This is a genomic window from Bacillus sp. BS98, assembly GCF_008432245.1.
Lineage (GTDB): Bacteria > Bacillota > Bacilli > Bacillales > Bacillaceae_G > Bacillus_A > Bacillus_A toyonensis.
Genome location: NZ_CP043830.1, coordinates 5,127,781 through 5,153,721, shown reverse-complemented (window position 1 = coordinate 5,153,721; position 25,941 = coordinate 5,127,781). Strand labels below are relative to the sequence as shown.

21 protein-coding genes are annotated in these 25,941 nt (G+C 33.0%); 12 read left to right on the top strand and 9 right to left on the bottom strand.

The features are described from left to right. Nucleotides 1–53: 53 nt before the first annotated feature. The 6 genes from lytS to msrB all read left to right on the top strand — a co-directional run bounded on the left by lytS (nucleotide 54) and on the right by msrB (nucleotide 6,250). Nucleotides 54–1,823, top strand: coding sequence for a two-component system sensor histidine kinase LytS (gene lytS / locus F0362_RS26820; RefSeq protein ID WP_000933603.1), 1,770 nt, complete (start codon nucleotides 54–56; stop codon nucleotides 1,821–1,823). Then, nucleotides 1,801–2,541 (top strand): LytR/AlgR family response regulator transcription factor, encoded by a 741-nt coding sequence (locus F0362_RS26815; RefSeq protein ID WP_000921837.1) that lies wholly within the window; start codon nucleotides 1,801–1,803, stop codon nucleotides 2,539–2,541. Before lytS ends, F0362_RS26815 begins: the two co-directional genes overlap by 23 nt. Before the next feature lie 132 nt (nucleotides 2,542–2,673). Next, nucleotides 2,674–3,105: an antiholin-like murein hydrolase modulator LrgA gene (gene lrgA / locus F0362_RS26810; protein ID WP_000104898.1), complete on the top strand. Its 432-nt coding sequence runs from the start codon at nucleotides 2,674–2,676 to the stop codon at nucleotides 3,103–3,105. A gap of 34 nt (nucleotides 3,106–3,139) precedes the next feature. Beyond that, nucleotides 3,140–3,832, top strand: a complete 693-nt coding sequence (gene lrgB / locus F0362_RS26805) for an antiholin-like protein LrgB (protein WP_079519763.1) — start codon at nucleotides 3,140–3,142, stop codon at nucleotides 3,830–3,832. A 317-nt stretch (nucleotides 3,833–4,149) separates the two neighbouring features. Continuing rightward, nucleotides 4,150–5,193, top strand: coding sequence for an AI-2E family transporter (locus F0362_RS26800; RefSeq protein ID WP_001166022.1), 1,044 nt, complete (start codon nucleotides 4,150–4,152; stop codon nucleotides 5,191–5,193). Nucleotides 5,194–5,284: 91 nt separating this feature from the next. Next, entirely contained in the window at nucleotides 5,285–6,250 is a 966-nt protein-coding gene (msrB, locus tag F0362_RS26795) for a peptide-methionine (R)-S-oxide reductase MsrB (RefSeq protein ID WP_079519761.1), read from the top strand. A 28-nt stretch (nucleotides 6,251–6,278) separates the two neighbouring features. Here msrB and F0362_RS26790 read toward each other — a convergent pair whose 3' ends face one another. Then, nucleotides 6,279–9,395, bottom strand: a complete 3,117-nt coding sequence (locus tag F0362_RS26790; protein ID WP_001033538.1) for an efflux RND transporter permease subunit — start codon at nucleotides 9,393–9,395, stop codon at nucleotides 6,279–6,281. A gap of 152 nt (nucleotides 9,396–9,547) precedes the next feature. Between F0362_RS26790 and F0362_RS26785 the strand changes: the two genes are divergently transcribed. Further along, nucleotides 9,548–10,420, top strand: coding sequence for a TetR/AcrR family transcriptional regulator (locus F0362_RS26785; RefSeq protein ID WP_079519759.1), 873 nt, complete (start codon nucleotides 9,548–9,550; stop codon nucleotides 10,418–10,420). Between the two features lie 30 nt (nucleotides 10,421–10,450). Here the strand turns inward: F0362_RS26785 and F0362_RS26780 are convergent, their stop codons facing one another. Both F0362_RS26780 and F0362_RS26775 read right to left on the bottom strand, forming a co-directional pair. Continuing rightward, a complete protein-coding gene (locus F0362_RS26780; protein ID WP_000413116.1) occupies nucleotides 10,451–11,422 on the bottom strand; it encodes a glycosyltransferase family 2 protein in 972 nt (323 codons plus the stop codon). A 36-nt stretch (nucleotides 11,423–11,458) separates the two neighbouring features. Beyond that, a complete protein-coding gene (locus F0362_RS26775) occupies nucleotides 11,459–11,842 on the bottom strand; it encodes a GtrA family protein (protein ID WP_000413274.1) in 384 nt (127 codons plus the stop codon). Between the two features lie 379 nt (nucleotides 11,843–12,221). Between F0362_RS26775 and F0362_RS26770 the strand changes: the two genes are divergently transcribed. Beyond that, on the top strand, nucleotides 12,222–13,661 hold the full coding sequence (locus F0362_RS26770) for a glycosyltransferase family 39 protein (protein WP_000439393.1): 1,440 nt from the start codon (nucleotides 12,222–12,224) through the stop codon (nucleotides 13,659–13,661). Nucleotides 13,662–13,855: 194 nt separating this feature from the next. Here the strand turns inward: F0362_RS26770 and F0362_RS26765 are convergent, their stop codons facing one another. Continuing rightward, a complete protein-coding gene (locus F0362_RS26765) occupies nucleotides 13,856–15,409 on the bottom strand; it encodes an ABC-F family ATP-binding cassette domain-containing protein (protein ID WP_000055387.1) in 1,554 nt (517 codons plus the stop codon). A gap of 169 nt (nucleotides 15,410–15,578) precedes the next feature. Between F0362_RS26765 and F0362_RS26760 the strand changes: the two genes are divergently transcribed. Further along, entirely contained in the window at nucleotides 15,579–16,151 is a 573-nt protein-coding gene (locus F0362_RS26760; RefSeq protein ID WP_079519757.1) for a TetR/AcrR family transcriptional regulator, read from the top strand. Between the two features lie 56 nt (nucleotides 16,152–16,207). Further along, on the top strand, nucleotides 16,208–17,143 hold the full coding sequence (locus F0362_RS26755) for an SDR family NAD(P)-dependent oxidoreductase (RefSeq protein ID WP_002046064.1): 936 nt from the start codon (nucleotides 16,208–16,210) through the stop codon (nucleotides 17,141–17,143). A 47-nt stretch (nucleotides 17,144–17,190) separates the two neighbouring features. Here the strand turns inward: F0362_RS26755 and F0362_RS26750 are convergent, their stop codons facing one another. The 3 genes from F0362_RS26750 to F0362_RS26740 form a co-directional block, all read right to left on the bottom strand. Next, nucleotides 17,191–18,012, bottom strand: coding sequence for a glycosyltransferase family 2 protein (locus F0362_RS26750; RefSeq protein WP_000672689.1), 822 nt, complete (start codon nucleotides 18,010–18,012; stop codon nucleotides 17,191–17,193). A 27-nt stretch (nucleotides 18,013–18,039) separates the two neighbouring features. Then, a complete protein-coding gene (locus F0362_RS26745; protein ID WP_002040054.1) occupies nucleotides 18,040–19,494 on the bottom strand; it encodes an oligosaccharide flippase family protein in 1,455 nt (484 codons plus the stop codon). Nucleotides 19,495–19,945: 451 nt separating this feature from the next. Continuing rightward, complete coding sequence (locus F0362_RS26740) at nucleotides 19,946–20,458, bottom strand: acyl-CoA thioesterase (RefSeq protein WP_000412115.1); 513 nt, start codon at nucleotides 20,456–20,458, stop codon at nucleotides 19,946–19,948. 321 nt (nucleotides 20,459–20,779) lie between these two features. Here F0362_RS26740 and F0362_RS26735 point away from each other — a divergent pair, with 321 nt between their 5' ends. Then, entirely contained in the window at nucleotides 20,780–22,093 is a 1,314-nt protein-coding gene (locus F0362_RS26735; protein WP_079519753.1) for an ArnT family glycosyltransferase, read from the top strand. Between the two features lie 67 nt (nucleotides 22,094–22,160). Here the strand turns inward: F0362_RS26735 and F0362_RS26730 are convergent, their stop codons facing one another. Together F0362_RS26730 and F0362_RS26725 are read right to left on the bottom strand one after the other, a co-directional pair. Next, complete coding sequence (locus F0362_RS26730) at nucleotides 22,161–23,462, bottom strand: globin-coupled sensor protein (RefSeq protein WP_000901861.1); 1,302 nt, start codon at nucleotides 23,460–23,462, stop codon at nucleotides 22,161–22,163. Nucleotides 23,463–23,591: 129 nt separating this feature from the next. Continuing rightward, a complete protein-coding gene (locus F0362_RS26725) occupies nucleotides 23,592–24,224 on the bottom strand; it encodes a trimeric intracellular cation channel family protein (RefSeq protein WP_000924369.1) in 633 nt (210 codons plus the stop codon). Nucleotides 24,225–24,495: 271 nt separating this feature from the next. Between F0362_RS26725 and F0362_RS26720 the strand changes: the two genes are divergently transcribed. Next, nucleotides 24,496–25,914, top strand: a complete 1,419-nt coding sequence (locus F0362_RS26720) for an O-antigen ligase family protein (RefSeq protein WP_000943143.1) — start codon at nucleotides 24,496–24,498, stop codon at nucleotides 25,912–25,914. Nucleotides 25,915–25,941 lie beyond the last annotated feature (27 nt).

The following is a 25,941-nucleotide window of genomic DNA, read 5'->3' as shown; positions in this document are numbered from 1 at the left end:
CTTCGTTATTTTCCCATAATAAAACTAACTAAATAAAAAGGAATGAATCAAAGATGTTAAATTTAGTACTCATGATGATTGAACGCGTCGGACTTATCGTTATTTTAGGATTTTTACTCTCTCATATTAAAACGTTTAGGCGCCTTCTCCATAGGCAGGACGGATATGTAGATAAGCTTAAGCTTATTTGTATTTTTTCTGTGTTTACAATTGTAAGCAATTACACCGGTATTGAAATAGCAGGAAATACGATTATGAATGAAAATTGGCTACAAGGTGTTTCTTCATCAAGTACCATTGCGAATACACGTATTATGGGTGTGGGTATTAGTGGTTTACTTGGTGGACCAATCGTAGGAGTTGGGGTAGGAGTTATCGCTGGTATTCATCGTTATATGCTCGGTGGTACGACAGCGCTAAGTTGTGCAATTTCTTCTATTTTAGCAGGGATTATAACAGGGTATATCGGATACATTTTCAAAAAATATAACCGTACAATTACACCTAAGTTTTCAGCAATTTTAAGTGTTGTTATCGTTTCTTTAGAAATGATTATGATCCTATTAATTGTAGAGGATGGAATTAGTATTGTAAAAACAATTGCGATACCAATGATCCTTGTAAATAGTTTTGGAAGTTTTATTTTACTTTCTATGATACAAGCTATTTTGCGTCAGGAAGAGAACGCAAAGGCACTTCAGACCCATAAGGTATTACGTATTGCTGATAAAACGTTACCGTATTTTCGCCAAGGCTTAACAGAAGAATCGTGTAAGCATGTGGCACAAATTATTCACCGCTTTACAGGAACAGATGCGGTATCCTTAACAGATACAGAGAAAATATTAGCTCATGTTGGATTAGCATCAGATCACCATATTCCTTCACATAGTTTAATAACTGGTTTATCGAAAGAAGTGTTAAACACAGGGAAAATAATGAAAGCAAAATCACGTGAGGTTATTAATTGTCAACATGAAGGTTGTCCTTTGCAAGCGGCGATCGTTATTCCACTCACTTCACATGGAAATACGATAGGGACATTAAAACTGTATTTTAAAAATCCTAACCAGTTAAGTCGTGTGGAAGAGGAATTAGCAGAAGGGCTGGCAAAAATATTCTCTACACAACTTGAATTAGGTGAAGCTGAATTGCAAAGCAAATTATTGCAAGATGCGGAGATAAAAGCATTACAAGCACAAATTAACCCGCACTTTTTATTTAATGCGATTAATACAGTATCAGCTTTATGCCGAACCGATGTAGAAAAAGCAAGGAAGTTATTATTACAGCTTAGTGTGTATTTCCGCTGTAATTTGCAAGGGGCACGTCAGTTATTGATTCCACTAGAACAAGAATTAAACCATGTACAGGCATACTTATCACTAGAACAAGCAAGGTTCCCAAATAAGTATGGAGTAAAGCTGTATATTGAGGAAGAGCTAAAGACAACTCTAGTACCACCATTTGTTCTTCAATTATTGGTTGAAAATGCATTGCGGCACGCTTTTCCAAAGAAACAACCAGTATGCGAAGTAGAAGTGCATGTGTTTGAAAGAGAAGGTATGGTTCACTTTGAAGTGAGGGATAATGGGCAGGGAATTGAGATAGAACGTTTAGAACAATTAGGGAAAATGGTAGTTTCATCAAAGAAAGGGACTGGAACAGCTTTATATAATATTAATGAACGTCTAGTCGGTTTATTTGGGAAAGACACGATGCTTCATATTGAAAGTGAATTAAATAAGGGGACGGAGGTTACCTTTATAATTCCAAAAAAAGTAGGGGAGGAAGAACGGGTTGTTAAAAGTATTAGTAGTTGATGATGAGATGTTAGCACGTGATGAGCTAAAATATTTATTAGAAAGAACGAAAGAAGTTGAGATAATTGGTGAGGCTGATTGTGTGGAAGACGCATTGGAGGAACTAATGAACCATAAACCAGATATTGTATTTCTGGATATTCAATTATCCGATGATAATGGATTTGAAATCGCAAATATATTAAAAAAGATGAAAAATCCCCCTGCGATTGTATTTGCAACGGCCTATGATCAATACGCATTACAAGCATTTGAAGTAGATGCGTTAGATTATATTTTAAAACCATTCGATGAAGAACGCATTGTACAGACATTGAAGAAATATAAAAAGCAAAAACAAGCGAAAATAGAAACGAAGCAAGAAATAAAGGGGACAGATGTAACAGCAGAGATGCATAAATTAGCATTGCCAATTGAGGAATCAATCGTACTTGTAAATATTGAAGATATTATATATGTAGGACTCGTAGATGGGAAAGTAACAGTAAAAACAATGAGGGAAACATATGTAACACACGATACACTTGTAATTTTGGAAAAGAAGTTACCACAAACAAGTTTTATGCGTGTTCATCGTAGTTTTATTGCAAATATTAATCATATTACAGAAGTGCAGCCGTGGTTCAATTCTACTTATAATTTAATTATGAAAGAAGGATCAAAAGTACCTGTTAGCCGTACATATGCAAAAGAACTTAAAAAGCTGCTTCGTATTTAAGAAGCAGCTTTTGTATTTCATCCTCTTATTTTTGTAACTGATTCTGTGTATGTGACGCTCTGTTTTGTAAACGCTTACCAAAACGTGTACATCTTATACAATAAAGGTACCAAATCGAAAGAGGTGGCCAAAATGAGTACGAAAAAAGTATATAGTTTTTTATCACAAGCATTCATATTCTCAGCTATTATGTTAATTTCTAATATTATTGCAACACATTTACCAATTCCGATGCCTTCATCGGTAATCGGGTTAGTTATTTTATTTAGTCTATTATGCTTAAAAGTTATTAAATTAGAGCAGGTTGAATCACTCGGAACAGCTTTAACAGGTATTATCGGATTCCTTTTCGTCCCATCAGGTATTTCAGTTATTAATTCTCTTGGTGTAATGGGACAATATTTTGTACAAATACTAACTGTAATTGTTGTCGCAACAATTATTTTACTCGCTGTAACAGGGTTATTTGCACAATTTATTTTAGGAAAAGATGACAAAGAAACAAAAGATACAAAAGAATTGAAAGTAGTCAATAAAGGACGCAAGCACGGAAAAGTTGCGTAACCATTTTAGTATATATTGTTAGGGGGTAATGAACATGGCAAGTACAATGACTCCATATTTCGGAATCGTCGTTTCGTTAATCGCATACGGAATCGGCACATTATTATTTAAGTACTCAAAAGGATTCTTCTTATTTACACCGTTATTCGTGGCAATGGTATTAGGGATTGTCTTTCTAAAGGTAGGTAATTTTACTTTTGAAGAATATAATACTGGCGGAAAAATGATTAGTTTCTTCTTAGAGCCAGCAACAATCGCATTTGCCATTCCATTATATAAACAAGTTGATAAGTTAAAAAAATATTGGTGGCAAATTTTATCGGCTATCGTGGTTGGATCTATTTGTTCAGTAATTGTCGTATTCATTGTAGCAAAGGCAATTGGTTTAGATACAGCAGTAATGAATTCAATGTTACCACAGGCAGCAACAACAGCAATTGCATTACCAATCTCTGAAAGTATTGGTGGTATTCCAGCCATAACATCGTTTGCAGTTATTTTTAACGCAGTTATCGTATACGCATTAGGAGCATTATTTTTAAAAACATTTAGAGTGAAACATCCAATTGCGAAAGGTCTAGCACTTGGAACAGCAGGTCATGCATTAGGTGTTGCGGTAGGAATTGAAATGGGTGAAGTAGAGGCAGCTATGGCAAGTATTGCTGTAACAGTAGTTGGGGTTGTAACAGTTGTCGTCATACCGATGTTCATGCCATTCATTGGATAGTAAAACTTACTTAAAAAATGAGAAAAGCAAGCTATTTGTAGGACACATTCCTACTGATGGCTTGCTTTTTATGTTACAGTAGTGGTAAGACCTATTGTTAGCAAAATGCAAGTTTCCTTAAATCTTCATTAATACTGTGTAGAATACGTTTTGAATTAGGTCATTGTATTGTAAAATAAGAAGTAAGCTACTGTATGGTTTTAGGAATTATATGATAGCTCATCTTCATATGAATGAATAAATTATAGGTAGAAAATAGAGAGAAATCTACTTATTAACGTTTTACTTTATAGGACAGGAGAGAGTACTCGTCGATTATGCAAATAAAAAACCTGTTTCAAAGCAAAGGATTTCAGAGGTTACTCGTATTAGTAATACTTGCTCTCGTGTTATATGGGTTGCAAAGTATGTTGAATTTAATATTAATTACGTTTATTCTTACGTATTTAATGGATCGATTCCAAAAGTTTATTTCTCGCAAATTAGATAATTTTATGCCCATTAATCGAAAACTCATTATAGCATTTCTATACGTAATGTTAATTGGTGGAATTGCTATTACACTATTTAAATATTTACCAGTATTAACGATACAAATTTCACAATTGATTTATCAATTTAACGTATTTTTAAGAAATCCACCGGATAGTGAATTGATTAAGTATGCGGTTAATGCTGTCAATCATATGGAACTTTCGAAATATGTAGGACAAGGCGTAGACATTTTGTATAAATCTATTACGAATGTTGGGAAGTTCGGTCTTCAAGTTTTACTTTCTTTAATTTTAAGTTTATTTTTCTTGTTGGAAAAGGCCCGTATCGTTGCTTTTACTGCAAAGTTTAAAGAAAGCAGGCTTGCAATTTTCTATCATGAAATTGAGTACTTCGGAAAGAAATTTGCACGTTCATTTGGAAAAGTAATTGAAGCACAATTTTTAATTGCGGTTGTTAACTGTGTTTTATCTGTTATTGCATTATGGATATTAGGATTTCCACAATTATTAGGTTTAGCGTTAATGATCTTCTTACTTGGTTTAATTCCAGTAGCTGGGGTTATTATTTCGTTATTCCCGCTTTGTATGATTGCTTACAATATCGGCGGTATTATGTACGTTGTTTATATTTTAATTATCGTAACAGTTATTCATGCACTTGAAAGTTACGTATTGAATCCGAAGTTTATGTCCCAAAAAACAAATTTACCGATTTTCTATACGTTTATGGTATTAATATTCTCAGAGCACTTTTTAGGTGTGTGGGGACTTATTATCGGTATTCCGATCTTCATTTTCTTATTAGATGTTTTAGATGTAACGAGTGATGAAATGGAGAGGGATATTGAAAAAAATAGAGTGAAGTAAAGAAAAAGCATCGATATTCGATGCTTTTTCTTTTATAACATTATGTTTCTTATGCCATACTGTAAGAAGAATATAGAATAGGGGTGAAATAATGGCTGTAAATGAAAAGATAGAATTGGCTACATTTGCTGGCGGGTGCTTCTGGTGCATGGTTTCGCCATTTGAAGAGATGGAAGGTATTATAAAGGTTGTTTCTGGCTATACAGGTGGTCATAAAGAAGATCCAACCTATAAAGAAGTTTGTTCAGAAACGACGGGACATTATGAAGCGGTACAAATTACATTTGATGCAAATAAAATGCCGTATGAAGAGTTGCTTCAAATATATTGGAGACAAATTGATCCAACTGACGTCGGCGGACAATTCCATGACCGTGGACAGTCTTATGAAACAGTGATTTTTTATCATAATGAAGAACAACAGAAAAAGGCAGAGGCTTCAAAAGAAGAACTTGCGAAGAGTGAGCGATTTTCAAAGCCAATTGCGACAAAAATATTGCCAGCTGCTACATTTTATCCAGCTGAAGAATATCATCAAGGATATCATAAGAAAAATACATTCCGCTATGAGTTATATCGTAAAGGATCGGGACGAGATGCTTTTATTAAGCAACATTGGCCAAAGGATAATGCTCATTTAAAAGAAAAACTCAATGAGATGCAGTTTTATGTAACACAGGAAAACGGTACAGAACCACCATTTCGAAATGAGTATTGGAACCATAAAGAAGAAGGTCTTTATGTAGATATCGTTTCAGGCGAGCCATTGTTTACTTCTATAGATAAATTTGATAGTGGATGTGGCTGGCCGAGCTTTACGAAACCGGTGATGTCAGCTAGTGTGAAAGAAAAAATGGATGTTAGTCATAATATGACGCGCACGGAAGTGAGAAGTAAGGAAGGAGATTCACATCTTGGGCATGTATTTCCAGACGGCCCAGGACCAAATGGCCTTCGTTATTGTATAAATTCAGCAGCTCTTCGATTTATCCCAAAACGGGAGTTAGAGAAAGAAGGATATGGGGATTGCCTAATCTTGTTTGGAGATAAAAAATAACCTCGCTAATTGCGAGGTTATTTTTTTATTATTTTACTTTTTTCTTTTTAAACTTGCTTAATACTTCATAAACGATTGGAACGATAAGAAGTGTTAATAACGTTGAACTTGTTAATCCACCAATTACTGTTACACCAAGTCCTTTAGAAATTAAGCCGCTGCCTTCGAATCCTAATGCAAGCGGGATAAGAGCCCCGATTGTTGCAATTGCAGTCATTAAAATTGGACGAAGGCGTGTAGCACCAGCTTCTAGTAATGCTTCACGTGTGGATAAACCTTCATTTTCTTTATGAATAACACGGTCAATAAGCACGATGGCGTTTGTTACAACGATACCGATTAACATAAGCGCACCAATCATTGCAGATACACTTAACGTTTCACCAGAGATTAGTAAGGCAACGAGTGCACCAATGATTGTGAATGGTAGCGAGAATAAGATCGCAAATGGTGCAAGGGCACCACCAAATGTAACGACAAGAACGAAGTATACAATGGCAATCGCAGCTAACATCGCTAAGCCAAGTTGTTTGAATGATTCTTGAATATCCTTTGTAACGCCTCCCATAGAAACGTCTACACCAGAAGGAAGATCCATTTTATCTACTTCTTTTTGAACTGCAGCAGATGCTTTTGAAACGTCATCCGATGTTAATTTCGCACTAACTTCTGCATAAACGCGACCATCACGATGTTTTACTGTGTTAGAAGTTTCACCTTCTTTTACAGTCATCACATCTTTAACAGCAATTTCATTGCCAAGTGGTGTTGTAATTTTTCGATTTGTTAAATCATCGATTGTATCATAATTTTGTTTTTCAGCTTCTACATATACATTTACATCTTTACCGTCTTTTTTAATTGTTGTTAAAACAGGGCGATCATGTTGATTAGAAAGACCCATTCCAATTTGAGCGGCCGTTAGACCCATTTTACTTAGCTTTTCTTGATCTGCTACTAAAGTGTACTCTGCATATGTTTTTGCAATACTAGAGTCTATGTCTTTTAAATCTTTGTTTTTCTTCATGATATTTTGAAGATCTTTTACGACAGGCTTAATGTCTTCCGAGCTATCTCCGTAAACGTATAGTTTAATTTCATTACTACCGCCACTTGCTCCGAAATCTTGGTTTTTCCATTCGCCTTTTCCAGACATCTTTTGTAAATCTTTCACGACTTGTTCTTTTTCTTTTTCAAAGTTTTTCGTATCGTTATCATATTGAACGAAGAACATTGCTTGATTTGATTGACCAGGACTCATTGGGTTTTCGCCACCTAATGAGAATTGAATTGTTTTGACGTCTTTATTATTTTGGAAGTGCTTCTCAGCTTTCGTTGCAATTTTTTCAACGTCTTCTAATGTTTGACCTGGCTCTGGATTGTATGTTGTAATAATCATTTTTTCTTCTTCAGAAGGTAAGAAGCTTACACCGATAATCGGCACAAGTGCGAGACTACCAACTAATAGAAGGACAGCGATACTTGATGTAATGATTTTATGATTTAAAGCCCATGCAAGTATGCGTTTATAACCGTTTGCTAATTTACTTGGTTTCTCTTCATGATGTACTTCTTTTTCTCTCATGCTCTCTTTTTTAAATAAAGAATGAGCTAGCATTGGTACGATTGTAACTGCTACTAGTAACGATGCTAATAAAGCGAAGACGATAGTTAAGGCGAATGGTAAGAACATTTCACCAATCATACCTTTTACAAGTCCAAGAGGTAAGAATACAGCAATGGTTACAATAGTAGAAGACATAATTGGGACAAACATTTCCTTCGTAGCTTCACGAATTAAATCTTTTCCGCGTAGTTTCTCTTCTGATAACGACATTCTTCGGTAAATATTTTCAATAACAACAATTGAGTCATCGACAACGCGTCCGATAGCGACTGTCATTGCTCCAAGCGTCATAATGTTAAGCGTAATATCCATTTGCTTTATAACTAAAACAGCAATTAATAAAGAAAGTGGTATAGAAACGACAGAGATTAATGTTGTTCGGATATTTCGTAGGAACAACATAATAATAACAATCGCAAAGATAGCCCCGAAAATTGCTTTGCTAAGCATTGTTTCAACCGATTTCTCAATCGGTGCACCTTGGTCGAATGTTGAGATGATTTCTAAGTCTTTATATTTTTTCTCAAGGTCTTTTACTTTATCTTTCACTGCATTTACAACATCAACCGTATTTGCATCAGCAGCCTTCACAATTTGAATTCCAATGGCTTCTTTTCCATTCGTTCGAGAAATAGATTCTGCTTTCCCAACTTCTTTAATGTCAGCAATTTCGTCTAATGTAACTGTTGGAATTCCATTCATAGCGGCTGGATTCATTTGCGGCGTTTGTGCACCGGCTCCAGCATTTTGATTACCTTGAGCGCTAGGTGCTGAAGGTACAGCTGGGATTTTTAGCTCTTTTAATGCTTTAATTGTTGTAATATTTCCATCTACAATAACTGATTTTTCCGTGTCTTTAAATGTATATAAGCCAAGTGGTAAAGATACATCCGATCCTTTAATCACATTTTTTACAGTATCTTCACTTAAACCTAATTCTTTCATCTTATCTTTCTTGAAAACAAGTTGTACTTCATCTACTTGTTGACCTGAAATTTGAACAGATGCAACACCATCAAGTCCTTTTAATCCTGGAACAACATTTTTTTCTACATTTTCTGTTAACGTAGCTAAAGATTCATTTTTACTTGCTACACTTAACGAAATAACAGGAAAAGCATTAAAGTTTACTCGTGAAACTTTCGGATCTTTTACGCCTTCAGGAAGTTTTACATTCGTGAGAGCTTCTTTAATTTCTGTTTCGGCCTTTTCCATATTTTTATCAAAATCATACTCTACTTGAATAGAAGATGCGTTTTGAAAAGATGATGAACTAACAACGTTTACACCGCTTAAATTTTGCAATTGCTCTTCCATCGGTTTTGAAACTTTGTCAGCTACTTCTTCTGGTGTAGCACCAGGATAAACCGTAGTTACTGTTACAACAGGTGTTGTAATATCAGGAATTGTTTCCAGTTTCATATTAAGCCCAGAATATATCCCTGCAATGGTAACAATAATGGTTAGTAGCCAAACTGCGAACTTATTTTTTAATGAGAAATTGATGATTTTGTTCATGTTTGCGCTCCCTTTATATTGTATTGACCAACTGGTCAGTCTAATACATAATATAACTGACTGGTTGGTCAGTAGTCAATGAAAAGAGATGGTATAATAAAATCAAATTCGAGTTTATAATATGATGCGAGATTAAACGTAGGAGAGAAGATATGAAAGAAAAAGAGCGCTTAATTATAGAGATGGCTATGAAGTTATTTGCGACTAAGGGTGTAAATGCGACATCAGTGCAGGAAATTGTGACAGCTTGTGGTATATCTAAGGGAGCTTTTTATTTATACTTTAAATCGAAAGATGAGCTTTTATTAGCAACACTTCGATATTATTATGACAAGATTCAAAATAAAATGATGGATATTGAAAAAGAATCACTATTACCCCGTGAAAAATTTGAAAAACAATTGTGCTGTCAGTTTAATGATATACAAAAGCATAAGGAATTTATTATTATGCATGCGAGGGAAAATGCTATTCCATTTAATAAAGAAGTAGAAGAATTTATGATGAGGATGAAATTGGAATCTCATGCATTTTATCGAAATAGTTTGTTGTCTATTTATGGTGACAAGGTTATGCCGTATTTATTAGATTTAGTAATTATGGTAGAAGGGATCTGCCGTGGATATTTAGAATTAATTATTTTACAAGCGCCAGAAATTGATTTGTCCTATGTATCGGCTTTTATTTTAAAAAGGGTGGATCATTTAGTAGATGGACTTATAGAATCTTCGGAAGAACCTGTTTTACATGAAGAAAGACTTGGAGAGTTTCTTTGTAAATCAGAGCTTATTAAAGAACAAGTTAAGGAGCATTTTTTAAAAGAAATAATTATTTTTAAGCGTACATTAGCTGATCAATTAGAAGATGATGAATTACTTATTACGCTAGATGTTTTAGAGGCAGAAATGAGATTGCCAAATCCAAGGGTCCCAGTCATTCAAGGGATGTTGTCTAATTTAGATGTATACCCAAATTTAAAAGAGTTCCGTTTGAGACTTATGGGGTATTACAATATAAAAAGGTAACAATGATAGTTTTCATTGTTACCTTTTTTATTATGCATTCACTTTTTCTTTTTTCTGTGCAGCCTCTTCTTGTTCAATATTGATCGTTTCTTTCACGATATAAATCGGACGGTTTTTACTTTCGTCATAAATACGAGCAATATACTGACCGACGATTCCAAGACCAAGTAACTGAATACCGCTAAAGAATGTAATAGCAACCATAATGGATGCCCAACCTGTTTGAGTACCATCGCCGATGATTTTCACAGTAATTGTATAAAGCAAGACAATTATAGAAATGAGAACTGATAATAAGCCTAAAGACATAACAATTCGTAACGGTTTTGTCGAAAAGGCAATGATACCGTCTGATGCAAATTTAATCATTTTCTTTAATGGATATTTTGTTTCGCCAGCAAAACGCTCGTCACGTTCATATTCAACATACGTTTGGCGGAAGCCAACCCAAGACATCATACCGCGAATAAAGCGATTTCGTTCTGTCATTTGATTGAACACATCAGCAACTTTGCGATCGATGATTCGGAAATCACCTGTATCTTTTGGGATATCGATATCAGACATATAGTTTAAGAATTTATAGAAATATTTAGCAGTTAAAAGTTTAAACCAAGTTTCACCTTTACGTTGTTTACGTTTTGCATAAACAACTTCATATCCTTCTTCCCATTTGGCAATAAGCTCAGGAATAACTTCTGGTGGATCTTGTAAATCTGCATCTATAATTACAATAGCGTCACCTTTTGCAGCAGCAATACCCGCTGTAACAGCTACTTGGTGTCCGAAGTTACGTGCAAAATTAACAATTTTTGTACGGTAATCATTTGCTGCAATCTCAGATAAAATGTCCATTGTACGATCCGTACTGCCATCGTTTACAAAGACAAATTCATAATTAATATTATTTTGAAGCATAACGGACTTTAAACGATTATAACATTCCTGTGCTACTTCTTCCTCGAAGTACATAGGAACTACAACCGAAATTAATTTTTCCATGTTGTATCCTCCGTAGTTTTAATAAGTTGCTTAAGTTTAATTGGTAGCCTGTTCAGTTTGGTTGAATGTCCAAATTTTATTAAGGATAAAATTTATAACCATTCCAACACCAATTGCGAAGATTTGTGCAATAAATGCATTAAAGGTAAGTTTATCTACTAATATAAACAAACATAATGTATTAAAAGCCAATACAATTAAATTTACAGTTAGAAACTTAAAGAACATTGACGTGCTTTTATTATTAGGTTTAAACACCCAATTTTTATTCCAATAATAGCTATTGGCAACACCAATTAAATAGGCAATGGTATTCGCAACAAGATAGTTCATCCCGAGCTTTACTAATATCCCAAAACTAATAATTGTAATGAGTGTATTAAAGATTCCTACTAAACCAAACTTTAAGAGTTTTTCCATCATAGTATCCTCATTTTTATAGAATATATAAATAAAATAGGTGAACAGCGTTATTGTTTATATTTCACAATTACCAATTATAACATAGTTTGTATTAAGGTGTTATATGTTTTAAATGGATGTTATTTTGAAATTATAGAATAGTTTTTCTAATAATTAAGGAATTGTTATTTATAATTTGAATACTGCGTAATATAAAATCAAATATGGAAATTATGATTATATTAAGGTATAGTAGCAGGTAGTGTAATTCAAATATATTTTTTGAATGTGCGTCATTAATCAAAGAGTATAGAATGGATAGGAATAGACACTATAAAATTATATTTTGGGAAAATATAATTTTTTTTTTTATAAATAGTTTAAGGAGTGAGTTTTGGTGGAAAGGTTTTCAACAGGGTTATCAACTTTTTCTACGCGTGCTGTATATGGCATTTATAGTTTTTTCGTTGCTATATTAATTTTCGATTATTTCTCAAATACTGGAAAATATAATTATGTAATGATACTAGTCGGATTTTTATTTTTATGTACGATCGGAAACTTTATACTTAGAAAGGGATCGCTATATCTTGAAAGAGTAAACGAGAAAATATGTCTTTCGGCATTGTTAATTCTTTGTGTAATAGTTAAATCGGCATGGATTCTTACCTACAAGATTCATCCAATTGGTGATTATGCAACCTTTTTCTATACTGCAGAGGCGTTAGGACAAGATTTTGTTATTAGCAGTAGATATGTAGCGTTATTTCCACATATTTTTGGTTATGCTTCATTCTTAAGTATTTTTCTAAAAATATTCGGGTCAAGCTATATGATTCCACCTATTATTAATGTTGTTTTAACTACAATATCAATGGGATTAATATATTTTATAGCTAGAAAAATTGGTGGAGTGAGAACAGCTATAACAGCGAGTGTTTTATGGATTCTCTTGCCATCGCAAACAATTTATAATATGTTTGCAATTTCAGAACCGTTTTATTGTACAATATTGTTATTAACTTGGGCAATTATGTTAGTTATTCATGAGAAATTCCAAAATATAACTATTAAAAAGATTGTTGTGTACTCAATTCTATTAGCTGTATTACTTGCTTTAATGAATATGGTAAGGCCAATTGCAGCAGTACCAATTATAGCTTTAGCAATATGGATGTTTATTATAGATACAAAACATATCGGTAATAAAAAGATGCTTATTAACAAGATAACATATGTAGGTGTTATCGTTATTACATACTTAATGCTCTCTTCGGCAATAAATCATTATATAACATTACGTTTAGGTGAAGATATAGCATCAGTACCAGGGTACAATATTCATGTAGGATTTAATAAGGCGGCTTCAGGATCATGGAACCAAGCCGATTCAGACCTACTATTTTATTACAGTGATAAACCAGGATGGAGCGCAGACGATGCTCAAAAACAAATGCTCGAAGAAGCTAAAAAGAGGATAAAAAACGATAATATAGATTTCGGGAAACTATTTTATGATAAATTTATTATCTTTTTGGGTAACGATAGTCAAGCTGTCTCATATGCAGGGCCAGGACTAGATCATGAAGTACGATATAATATAATAACGAATGTTTTTTATTACTTTTTACTAGCTACTTCATTGTTCGGAGCATTATTAGCTATAAAAAACAAAAATAAATCTTCACTTTTCATTATTTGTTTATATACAATTGGGCTAACAATGGCACAAATGATAGTAGAAGTGGCACCGAGATATCATTATTCAGCTACAATACCTATGATACTTCTAGCTGCTTTTGGTATTAATTATATATACAACAAAAAAGAGATATAGATATAGTAAAAGGATAAATAAAAAAAGCAATTGTTTCAAAAGGGAGCATATGAAACCTTTTGGAAGCAATTGCTTTTTTATTTTTAAAATTTGAAGGATAAGAATTTACATGTGTTTGGAAGGACAGCTTATCGAGAAAAATAAATATCCCCTTGTATAAATGATATACTATGTAAGGGGATATTTATTAAGAATTAAGCTTTTTGCTGAGCCCATTCTTCTATATTCCAAACTTTTGTTACCCAATCTTCATAAAAGTCCGGTTCATGGCATACAAGTAGAATTGTTCCTTTATATGCTTTCATCGCCTTTTTTAGTTCCTCTTTTGCTGTAACATCAAGGTGGTTCGTCGGCTCGTCAAATAGTAACCAGTTGCTGTCTTCTCCCATTAGCTTACATAAACGAACCTTTGCTTGTTCACCACCGCTTAATTGGTTCAGTGGACGAGAAATATGTTCATTTTTCAAACCGCATTTTGCTAGCATTGCACGTACTTGGTGTTGGTCCATGCTAGGGAATGTATTCCAAACATCATCAATTGGTGTTATATTATCAGCTTTTACTTCTTGTTCGAAGTATGATGGATTTAAGAAGTCACCAAGACTTGTTTTTCCGCTTAATGGTTTGATCTTACCTAAAATTGTCTTTAATAGTGTTGACTTACCGACCCCATTACATCCAACGATTGCAATTTTTTCACCACGTTCGATTGTCATCGTTAATTTTGGTAATAACGGATGTGTATATCCAATCTCTACATTTTCTCCTTCAAAGACGAATCGGCTACTTGCGCGACTCTCTTTAAATGAGAATTCAGGTTTAATTGCTGTTTCAGGACGATCAATACGTTCCATACGATCGAGTTGTTTTTGACGACTCTTTGCACGACCTGTCGTTGAGTAGCGAGCCTTATTTTTCGCAATAAAATCTTCTTGTTTTTTAATAAATTCTTTTTGTTTTTCGTAAGCATTAATATGTTGGTTTTTATTAATTTCCGCAAGTTCTAGGAATTTTTCATATGTCGCTGTATAACGCGTCATTTTTGTAAACTCTAGATGGAAAATAATATCGACACATTTATTCATAAATTCCGTATCATGGGAAATTAATAGGAATGCATGTGGATATTCTTTTAAATAATTTGTTAACCAATGAATATGTTCAACGTCTAGATAGTTGGTAGGTTCATCTAATAGTAATACTTCTGGTTGTTCAAGTAGTAATTTTGCAAGTAACACTTTTGTACGTTGTCCACCACTTAATGCGGCAACATCACGATCTAAACCAATTGCGTCAATTCCAAGACCACGCGCTGCTTCCTCAATTTTCATATCTAATAAATAGAAACCTCCTGCTTCAAGAGCATCTTGTATTTCTGCCATTTGCTCAAGAAGCTCTTCTAATTCTTCAGGTGTAGCAGTTCCCATTTTTTCTGTAACTTCATTTAAAGCTTTTTCTTGTTCAAATAAAGGTAAAAACGCATCTGCTAATATGTCACGAATTGTGCGGCCAGGTGTTAAAATTGTATGTTGGTCTAAGTAACCATAATTTGTACCAGGTGTCCATTCAACTCGGCCTTCATCATGGATAAGTTGACCAGTAATTATATTCATAAATGTTGATTTACCAACACCGTTTGCTCCAACTAATCCAACGTGTTCTCCTGCGAGTAAGCGCATGGATACATCTTTAAATAATGTACGATCACCAAATGTATGGCCTAATTTTTCAACAGTTAATAAGCTCATAATGTCCTCCGTTCAATTCTAAATAGTGTCTTGAATCATGATACTAAATTCTTCGATATAATGCTATCATTTCAAAAATGTATATTTTTTCAAATAAGGAGTTGCATTATTTTGGAAAAAATATATAATATAATTGAACGGTGGTTAATTAAATCATGAGGTATAAAAAATGTCGCCAAGAAGAGCAGTCAAACAAGAGTTAACAAGAGAAATGATTATGAACGTAGCAAGAAATTTATTTGTACAACAAGGATATCAGCACACTTCCATGCGTAAAATTGCGGCGGAACTAGGGTATAGCCATGGTTCAATTTATTACCATTTTAAAAATAAAGCCGAACTTTTTTATGCGATGGTAGAACAAGACTTTCAATTGTTAAATGAAAAGTTAGATGAAATTAGTAAAAGAAACTTATCTCGAGAAGAGCAGTTAAAAGCAGTTTTATTTGGTTTTATAGAGTTTGGTTTGAAAAATCAAAGTCATTATGAAATTATGTTTTTAATTAAAAACGATGAGTTAAAGGAATGTTTGGCAGACGGCCCAAATGTTAGTTATGAAAAATTTGCAAAGGTTGTTTTTTCTTTATGTAATAAAAAAATAGATACAATGACGATATGGTCTGTCTTTTTATCATTACATGGGTTTGTCGCACATTATTGCGGAAGTGGGCAAACATTTGAAGAATTAAAGGGGCTTGCTCAAGTGCATGTAGAGTTTATTTCAAAATCGCTTCTAATGTAGGTGATTTTCTTTTTGTTATTAATTGAACAGTGGTTAATTAATTGGAGGGGGAACTTATGATGAGAAAAGCGTTAGTACTGGGAGCATCAGGAGCAATGGGTTATGCGATTACAAAGGAGTTATGTAATAGAGGGATTGATGTAGTTGCCTTTGCAAGAAATAAGGAGAAGTTGGAGAATTTATTTCAAGGAGAGGAACATATACAAACAGTAGCAGGAGATGTATTTGTAAAAGAGGATATAATAGATGCTGCGAAAGGTGTAGATGTTATATTCCATGCTGTAAATATCCCATATTCAGATTGGGAAAAGAAGCAACATAAACTATTAAGAAACATATTGGAAGTAGCAAAAGAGAGTGATAGTAAGTTAGGGATCGTTGATAATATTTATGCATATGGAAGGCAAAATCAAAGGCTGGTTAAAGAAGATGCTGAAAAGAATCCTCATACGAAGAAGGGGAAAATACGATTACAACTTGAAGCGATGGCAAAGCAGAGTAGCGTCAAAATGTTTATTGCTCATTTTCCTGATTTTTACGGTCCAAATGCGGAAAGCACACTTGTTCATCATACTTTACATGGCGTACTTGCAAATAAAGTGTCTAGCTTTGTTGGAGATAAGAGAATTGCACGCGAGTATATTTTTACGCCAGATGGTGCAAAAGCGATGGTTGAATTAGCGTTATGTGAGGAGGCTTATGGACAACAGTGGAACATACCAGGTTGCGGTGTCATTACCGGAGAAGAGATGATGCAATATATACGTGAATTGACGGGATATACAAAACAAGTTATGACCGTAAAAAGAGGAATAATAAAGTTAATGGGTTTATTTGATAAGCAGATGAAAGAATATGTAGAAATGCTCTATTTGACAGAAAAACCGGTTGTATTAAGTGGAGAAAAATATGAAATGCTCATTGGGAAAGTACCTAAAACATCTTATCGCGAAGGATTAGAGGAAACAATCTTATCTATGCAAAAGAAATAAAAGGTGTAACCATTTCATAGAAATGGTTACACCTTTTTCATATGAGTTTATTTTAAATATCCACGAATAATCCCGCGTAAACGATTTGCATGGAATTTACGTTTATCATTAGAAATATTTTGTGTCATACGGAATGTGGCAGCAGCAACAGCACGTAAGAAATAAGGGAATCCATAATGTAAGCGAATCACTCTGCCAAAACCACCAGCATAAGAAATGGCACGTTTTAATGATTGTTCATTTATAACTTCTTCTTTTACAGGATGGTATACGAACAGATCTTTTCTAAATAAACCAGTGTGGTCTTTTTTCATACCGCGTAGAACAAAGTCGGTTTCTTCACCAGCTCCATAAATCGTTCCAGAGCCAACACCTAAATCCTCGTCGAATGTACCTACATCTTGTACAAATTGTTTTGTAAAGAATAGTGTAAAAGAGGGACCTAAAAATCCATATTTGTTATTAAGAATAATGTCTGTATTAGGTGCAAGTATTAAAGAACCAGTTCCTTCAACATTAGTAGTGTTTGTTGATATAAACTGAACATCGTTATTAGAGTTGAAAGTTTCTAATATACTTTCTAAAACATTTGTTTCATAAATACAATCGTCATCTGGAAAAGCGATGATATCGCCATCCGCTACTTTTAATCCAGTATTTCGAGCTCTAGATAACCCTTTAATAGGTGTATAAATGTAGTTAATAGAAAATTTTTCTTTATATTCATCAAAGAGATCCGAGATTGGAGTATCATTTTGATCTACTACGATGAGTTCAAAGTTTTGGTAAGTTTGTTTTTCAAGTGATTTTAGTAAGTCAAGAATATCATCACGTCTGCCACAAGTAGCCATGATTAAAGAGAATTTCAATTTTAACAGCTCCTTTAAGAATTACGTTTAAGCTTTTTTAAATCGTGCTTGTATTTTTTCTATTAGAGTAAAGAGAATTTCATCCTTTGTTAAGAAAAGGATAAGAGCATATGTTAATCCGCATGCTACCATGACTAGGAGAACTTGTAGTATTTGCCCAGATACGAACATACGAATAACGAATGCTATTGGTACAAATGTTAGTGAATAAAATAGATATTTAAGTTTTTGCATATCAAATAATGTATAATTCACTTTTAATTTCTTTTTAACATAAATATATTCAAGTACAATTAATAAACTGTTAGCAATTGTAGTTGTGAAAATTGCTGTCGCTGGTGTAAGCACATGGAAGAATATTAGTGCAATATTGGATGCTAGGTTAATAAACCCGCAAATGAATAAAAAGCGTACTAAAATACCTTCCTTCTTTTTAACATAAATAATTTGATTCGATAAAATAGATTCAATACCAACTGTAATCATATAGAAAGCGAACACAATTAATGTATTACCAGCCCCAGCAAATTCTGATCCACCATAAATGACAACAGCTCCGTGAGCAATGAGCATTAAACCAATTGCGGCGGGAAATAGGGTAATAAAATACACCTTTGAAATTTTGTTTAACAAAGATTCATACTCACTTTCAGATGCATTTCCTGATAAGTAAGAAAGCCGTGGAATCGTTACTTGTACAACGCTTAACATAAGTGTATTAATAATGGTCATAATTTGAAAAGCCATAACGTAGTAAGCGACCTCTGCTTTTCCGGCGTATTCACCTAACACAAGACGATCTAATTGTGTATATAAAATATTAGCATTTGAAAAAATGACGACTAATAGCAACGGTTTTAAATGCGGGATAATGGTTAAGTTAGAAAAATCAAACTTTACTTGGCGTTTCACATATACAAAGCTAATAGAATGATTTAAAAATGTTGATAGTGCTAATAAACCTGCGAATGTTTTATAATCATCCACTCCATGAACTAGGCAGAAAAGCAGTACAACATAAATTAGTCGAACAATAACTGTTTTTTTAGTGATGAAGTCATAATTTTCATACGCTTCATTGAACCATTCCACATAAAATAGATTGGAAATAAAATTGAAGCCAAAAATAAGAAGAACAGGAAATAAGCTTTCATTTCCATATCCAATATAACTAAAGGTTAAAAAAGCACATAAAGCTAAAAGGCTAGTTGTAACATTAATTACATAGAGACTTGTGAATAATTGAGAAACTTTCTTTTTATCATTTTTAATTAAGCTAACTTCACGTAAGCCATATTGATATACACCAAAAACCGCGAATATGAAAAAGTAATTAAAAATAGTTTCAGCAAAGTTAACGGTTCCCATCGAATTGGCTCCTAGCATGCGGTATGCGTATGGACCAACTAAGATTGGAAGTATAATGTTAAACGTATTGAGTAGTATTTTATAAAAAATATTTGAAACAATAGACTTTTGCATAGTTTCACCTTTCCATTAAAGTAATACAATTTAATTAAAATGCGTTTTATATTAAAGTTTTTAAGTAGGGATAATTACTTCAACTAAAATGAAATTGTTTTTAGTTGGTAAAGAATAATGATCGTTCTTTATTGTATTTTGATATAGTAAAAAACAAGGCGTTTTCTACACAACTTGCAAATTTTTAAATTAGTTTGCTGACCGCCCGTATAAGTGTACCTTACATAAACTTTGTAAAGCAACTATTCCTCGATTAGAAGCGAGTTATAAATAGAACTTTATACACTAGAAAAAGTTAATATTGAAATAGCCTAGCCAAGATATGTATAAAAATATTACATAGTATTTGTGAAAAGACGTAGAGATTGTATGAGAGACTTGAACTGTTTATAAAGAAATGAGCGAATACAAGTTAGTTATCCGCTCAGAAGGTATTTTCGATATTGAAATTTTATACACTCCAAGGCTTATTTAAAGTTAATACCTCAGCCATTTCTTTGCTTTTTAAACGTCCTTTTTTTCGGGTCTCAGCACGTTCGGAACCAGTTTTATGCAACCAATGTTCTTCCTCAGTTTCTGGTAATACTTGAGGTACAGAAGAAGGTTTGCCATCTTGTAATGCTACGAATGTAATAAAGCAAGTAGCGGCGATACGGCGTTCGCCCTCTAATAAATTTTCTGCAATTATTTTTACGAAGACTTCCATAGATGATTTACCAGTATAGCAAACAAATGCCTCATAACAAACAGAGTCAGCTTGATGAATAGGTGTTAAAAAATCAACAGAATCAATGGATGCTGTCACACAATGCTTGCGACTATGCCTTGCTGCTGCAATAGAAGCAATACTATCAATTTCAGCCAATAATTTGCCACCAAATAATGTTTGATGGTTGTTTAAATCATTTGGAAAAACACGTGTTGTTTTAATTGCTTTTGATTCTCTCATAAATTTCTTTTCCATATATTCAGCCCCTAGTGTACATTTTCAATCAGAGTGACATGTTCTTTATGACATAAAAGGAAGGTTAGTTCCTATTTGATTTTACCGGGTATTTAAACAAGTAAAATGTATGAGTAGAGGAGTAATAATACTTTTGAAAGTATATTCATGTAACTGAAAGAAAATTTATTTTGTCTAAAGTGTAGTGTAAAAGAGGATTCGCTTACATTGCAAGTGAAAAAGTAATGACTATATATTTGTCATAGAAATTCCCTATCAGCCGTGTACCTATTCATGATAGAATCGTTTTGTTATGAATGGAGATAGAGGTGCAATGGACATATGAATCATATACAAACAAATTTTTCGTCTTTTTTCAGTAAAATAATGATTGGTGCGATGCTCGCATTTTTTGTTTATAGTTGTTGGTCAGCGTTTGAAATAAGTAAGCAATTTTTTGGAGGAAGTACAACGAGTGTAACAATCGTATTGGCAATTTTCGTCATCCTCATATTGTTAGTGGCATCAATTTTACAATATCGTTTTACAGATAAACAATTTTTTATTTTTCTTATGAGCGTATCTATAGTTGTGAGAGTTAGTATGGTTTTAATTGTAGATGTTCCGATTATCGGTGATATGAAAGCGATGTATGAGTCTGCAAAGCAGATTGCAATTGGCAATAATATAGAGAATATAACACAGTTACCCTTTATCATTTATGAATCGATAGTTATTCGTATATTTGGTGATACGGCATTTGTTTTACAGTTATTTAATATTTTGTTCTGTACAGGAACTGCGTTTTTAATTTATCGTATTGCCGCTATGGTTTTTGGGGAAGAATGTGGTCGCGTTGCGTCCGTATTTTACGCTGTATATATTCCAAATATATTTATGAGTTCCTTATTAGCGCCTGAATCGCTCGCAATATGCTTATTTTATTTTGCTTGTTACATACTTTTATATAAAGGATTAGATCATCCTTATATGTGGGTGCTTTCAGCGGTTTTATTTGCATTTAGCAATATGCTGTTCCCAATGGGGTTATTTCTTCCTATTTTTATTGCGGTATATGTGTTGTTAATTGAATTGTTTCAATCCGCAACGAAACAAAAAATACTATTAAAGATGATAGGGATGCTTATTCTATTTTATAGTGTTCATTTTGGCGTGAGTTACGGAATTAAGACGATGGGAATGTCACAATATACGATTTCGAATGAGACGTATGTTCAATCGGTTTTAATCGGTAAAAATCAAAAAGAGGAAAAAATACCGGGAAATCAAACTGTAATAGAACATATTGATCAAAAGTTAAAAGAGATTGAGAGTGAAAGATTTAAACTGCTAAAACCAGTAATGAATCAGTTTACAGATGAGGGGATAAATTCTATCCTATTCAAATGTGAAAAGCTGATATATATAGCAATAACATTATTCATGGCTATAGCTTTATTACATTTTCTTATTAAGAAACAAAAGAATGAAGGATACATGTTGTTCTTATTGTTGATTAGCGGATATGTATTGCTAAAAATCTTTCAAGTAGATATGGCATACTATAATATTATTATGCCAGCATTGTTTATTTTACAAAGCTTTGGTGTCTATATGAGTTATATATATTGTCAAAAAATATTTTTTAGAAAATAAAAAGAATCCAAAATGGATTCTTTTTATTGTTAGATGATGAAAAATCGTTATTAATATAAGTTTCGCCTTATCGGTTTAGTTCTAGTTGTAGACTATCAGCTGTTAGAGCCATTTTTGAAGAATCGTCTTGAATGCCCTTCATTACTTGCGAAATAGCTTCTAATTCATTTTCAATTTTTTTATTCTGTTCTTTCGAATTAGACATATCTTTTACGATTTCATGGAAGTATTGATCTGTCGCGTACATACTATCAGTTCCTTCAGATACGAGAGAACTAATTTGTTTTACAGAAGAAGAAACATGAATAATCTGTTCATTTGTTTTTTCAACGAGTTTTGTAACGTTGGAGATAGATTCTTTCGTTTGCTCTGATAATTTTCGGATTTCTCCAGCTACAACAGAAAAACCTTTGCCAAACTCTCCAGCACGTGCAGATTCAATAGCAGCGTTTAGTGCTAGTAAATTTGTTTGCTCTGCAATTGATTTAACGATATCTATGATTTCGTTAATTTTGTTGGAAATATTGAGAAGTTCATGAGTATCTGTAATGATAGTTTCCATATTTGTTTGAATGTATCCCATTCGTTTGTTTTGCTGATTTAATTGTTCTTTACCTTTATTAGCTTTTTCTTCTGATGTTGTTGCTAATGATGTACCGGTTTTGGCAATCTCTACAATAGTTTCGGATTTAGCAGTTAACTTTTGAATAGAAGAGCTTGTTTTTTCAGATACAGCTGCTAGTTCATTTGCAATATGTGTAATTGTCATAGCCGTTATTTCTTTTTCTTTTTCATGTTCTTTTTGAATTTGTTCATACTCAGATTCATAAGCTGCAAGAACAAGCTCTTGTTCAAGTGTGAATAATTTGTTTATTACATTTATAGAATATGAAAAATCATCGATTATTGTAATCTTTGTTTGTAAAATCTTTATGATGGAACGGAATAATTCTTGATAGGCAGCCGTATACCATTTTCTATGTAAGCCAATTTGAACATGTCTTTTGGCAATTCTGACACGTTGTTCAATAAAATCTTCGTGCATATCTCCACTGAATAATTCTTTAATATGTGTTTTTAAAGTTTGTTTTAGTTTTGGAATAGAGCTGTAACGTTCAATAATAGTAATTAAATTAGGTTGTTTTGTAATATTGGCATAGAATTTTTCTGTAATCCAATCTATTTCCTCATAAATAAAGGGCTGTAGTACTTTTACAATTTGTAAATCTTCCTTTGAAATATGTAGCATATCCATTTGAATCCTTAATTCGGAATTAGCAGGTACGTTAAAGGTTATTTGTTGTTCCTTACTTAATTCAATTATACTGGTGTTTGTTTTATGAGTATGTTTTTTAAAAACCCCAAGCATCGTTCTTCCCCCTGTTTGTGAAGCGTTTTCATTTTTGTTTCTAATATAATTATATATTTTTATATTCAATTACTCTATATCTGTGTATAGAATAGTATATAAATTAAGAGAATTCTATGTAGAATTCTCTTAATGACCTTTATTAATTTTAGCATGTGTTTTAAAGAAAACAGGGAAATGTACATTATATATTACAGTGACGACACGAATAATGAATGTTACTAATAAACAAACATAGAAAGCTAATACGTGCGCCCCCATTGCATGTGTGATTAAGAAGCTAATTGCTCCTAATATAGAAGCGATTGCGTAAATTTCTTTTCGGAATACGTAAGGGATATCTTGGGCGCATATATCACGCAAAATACCGCCTCCAATCCCCGTAATGACTCCCATTGAAACAACTAAAAATGAGGCATCAACATGATGTGACATTGCCGCATTTGCACCAATGGCTGTAAAAACACCTAAGCCAACAGCATCAGAAAGCATAATAACGACTTGAAGTTTATTGATACGCTCAAAAAACATACAAGTAAATAGTGCTGATAATACGCTTACGAAAAAGTAAATAGGTTTTACAAATGCGACAGGAGGCAGGTTACCGATCATAATATCACGAATAATACCGCCGCCGAGCGCAGTAGCTACAGCTAAACAAAGGACACCGAATAAATCTAAATCTTTTTTTAAACCAACTAATGTACCAGAAATAGCAGCGGCGATAATGCCAAGAAACGTAAATATGTCGATTAATAACATGGCTGTAATCCCTTCCTCCTAAAGATGTTCCAGAGAAAAAATATACACTAAAGTTATGTAAATAACAATGCATTTTCGTTACATGTAGAAAAAAAGAAAAAATAAGGAAGGAAAGCGTTTGAAAATGCAAATTTACTTTTTTTATGAGGTAAGGTTGGATAGAAATGTGAGACGTTTAATTAAAAAATATATGTTATAATACATATTTGAGATGAGAAAAATAATAATAATTGTATAGAGTGAATTTAGGTATAAGTTATGGAGGTTCTAGATGTTAAGGGAAAATAGTACAAGTAATAAATTTGAAAATTTTCTATTAATCTTTATTTTGTTGCAACCCATTTTAGATTTGCTTACAGCATTTTGTATAATGGTTTTAAAAATTGATACGACTATTGGAGTTATTACACGTTTATTCGTTATGCTTCTAGGTGGAATATATATTTTAATTCAAACAAAGAAGAGAGAGAGTATAAAATATATATCGTATATAATTCTAGTTGGAATTGTTTTCACTATTGGGTTAATAAATAATAAATTTACAAAGAACCCTATGGTGTTTACAGAAGAAGTTAAGTTTATAGCAAAAGCTTTATATCCGTTTGTTATGCTTACTTGTTATGTGTTTGTTTTTAAATCTTTAAAAGAAAAAAGACATTCAAAAATGCTTGAATATATTACGTATGCATCGTTAATCATAGGAATAGTAATGGTAGTTTCGATTGCAACGGGAACAGATTACAATAGTTATACGTGGTTGAAATTAGGGTCTCGTGGTTGGTTTTATGCAGGTAACGAGCTAGGATCTATTTTAGCCATCATGTGCCCAATTGTTATTTTGTATTCAATTGAAAAAACAAAAAGTATAGGTAAAGTATATTATTGGATTCCTTCAGTTTTAGTTGTCTATTCACTATTTGCAATTGGAACGAAAGTTGGTGTAGGAGCCATCTTTGTGGCAATGGCTATTGCAGTTGTTATGTGCTTTATCCAGGCATTTACACAGCGTAAAGATGGAAAGAAAAATGTCTATTTATTAAATGGTTTTATTGCAATGACTGTTTTTGTAGGCATAATGGCATATACACCTTTTTCGCCATTCATGAAAAATATGGGATTCCATTTCCAATTTATTGAACAGCAACAGAGTGCGAAAAATGAAGAGAGAAAGAAAGAGGAAGCGAAAGAGCATAAACCTCCAGTGACAGAGAAAGAAAAGGAACAAGAAAAAGAAAGAGAGAAAGAAAAAGAGAAAGAAAAAGTAGCTGAGAAAAAGGAAGAAACTCAAGCTATTATTTTTAGTGGGCGTCAAATATTCGAGCAAATGTATAAAGATTTTTATAAGGAAGCCCCAATGTCTCAAAAATTATTAGGTATGGGGTATGCTGGTAACTATAAAGCAGATCCGAAATTAATTGAACGTGATTTTCATGATTGGTTCTATTCATTCGGAATTATAGGATTTATTTTACTGGTAGTTCCGTTCGTATACTTTGGTATTAAATTCATCGCATGTGTATTTACTAAGTTTAAACAAATATTTACAGTGAGGTACGCAATGGTAATTGCAGCAATCCTGTTAGGGTTAGGTATCTCATTTATCGCTGGACATATTTTAATGGCACCTGGAGTAAGTTTTTACTTAGTATTACTCATGGCATATTTAATAGTTGACTTGGAAATTGAATGATAGAAAAATAAAAGCTAGCATATGTTA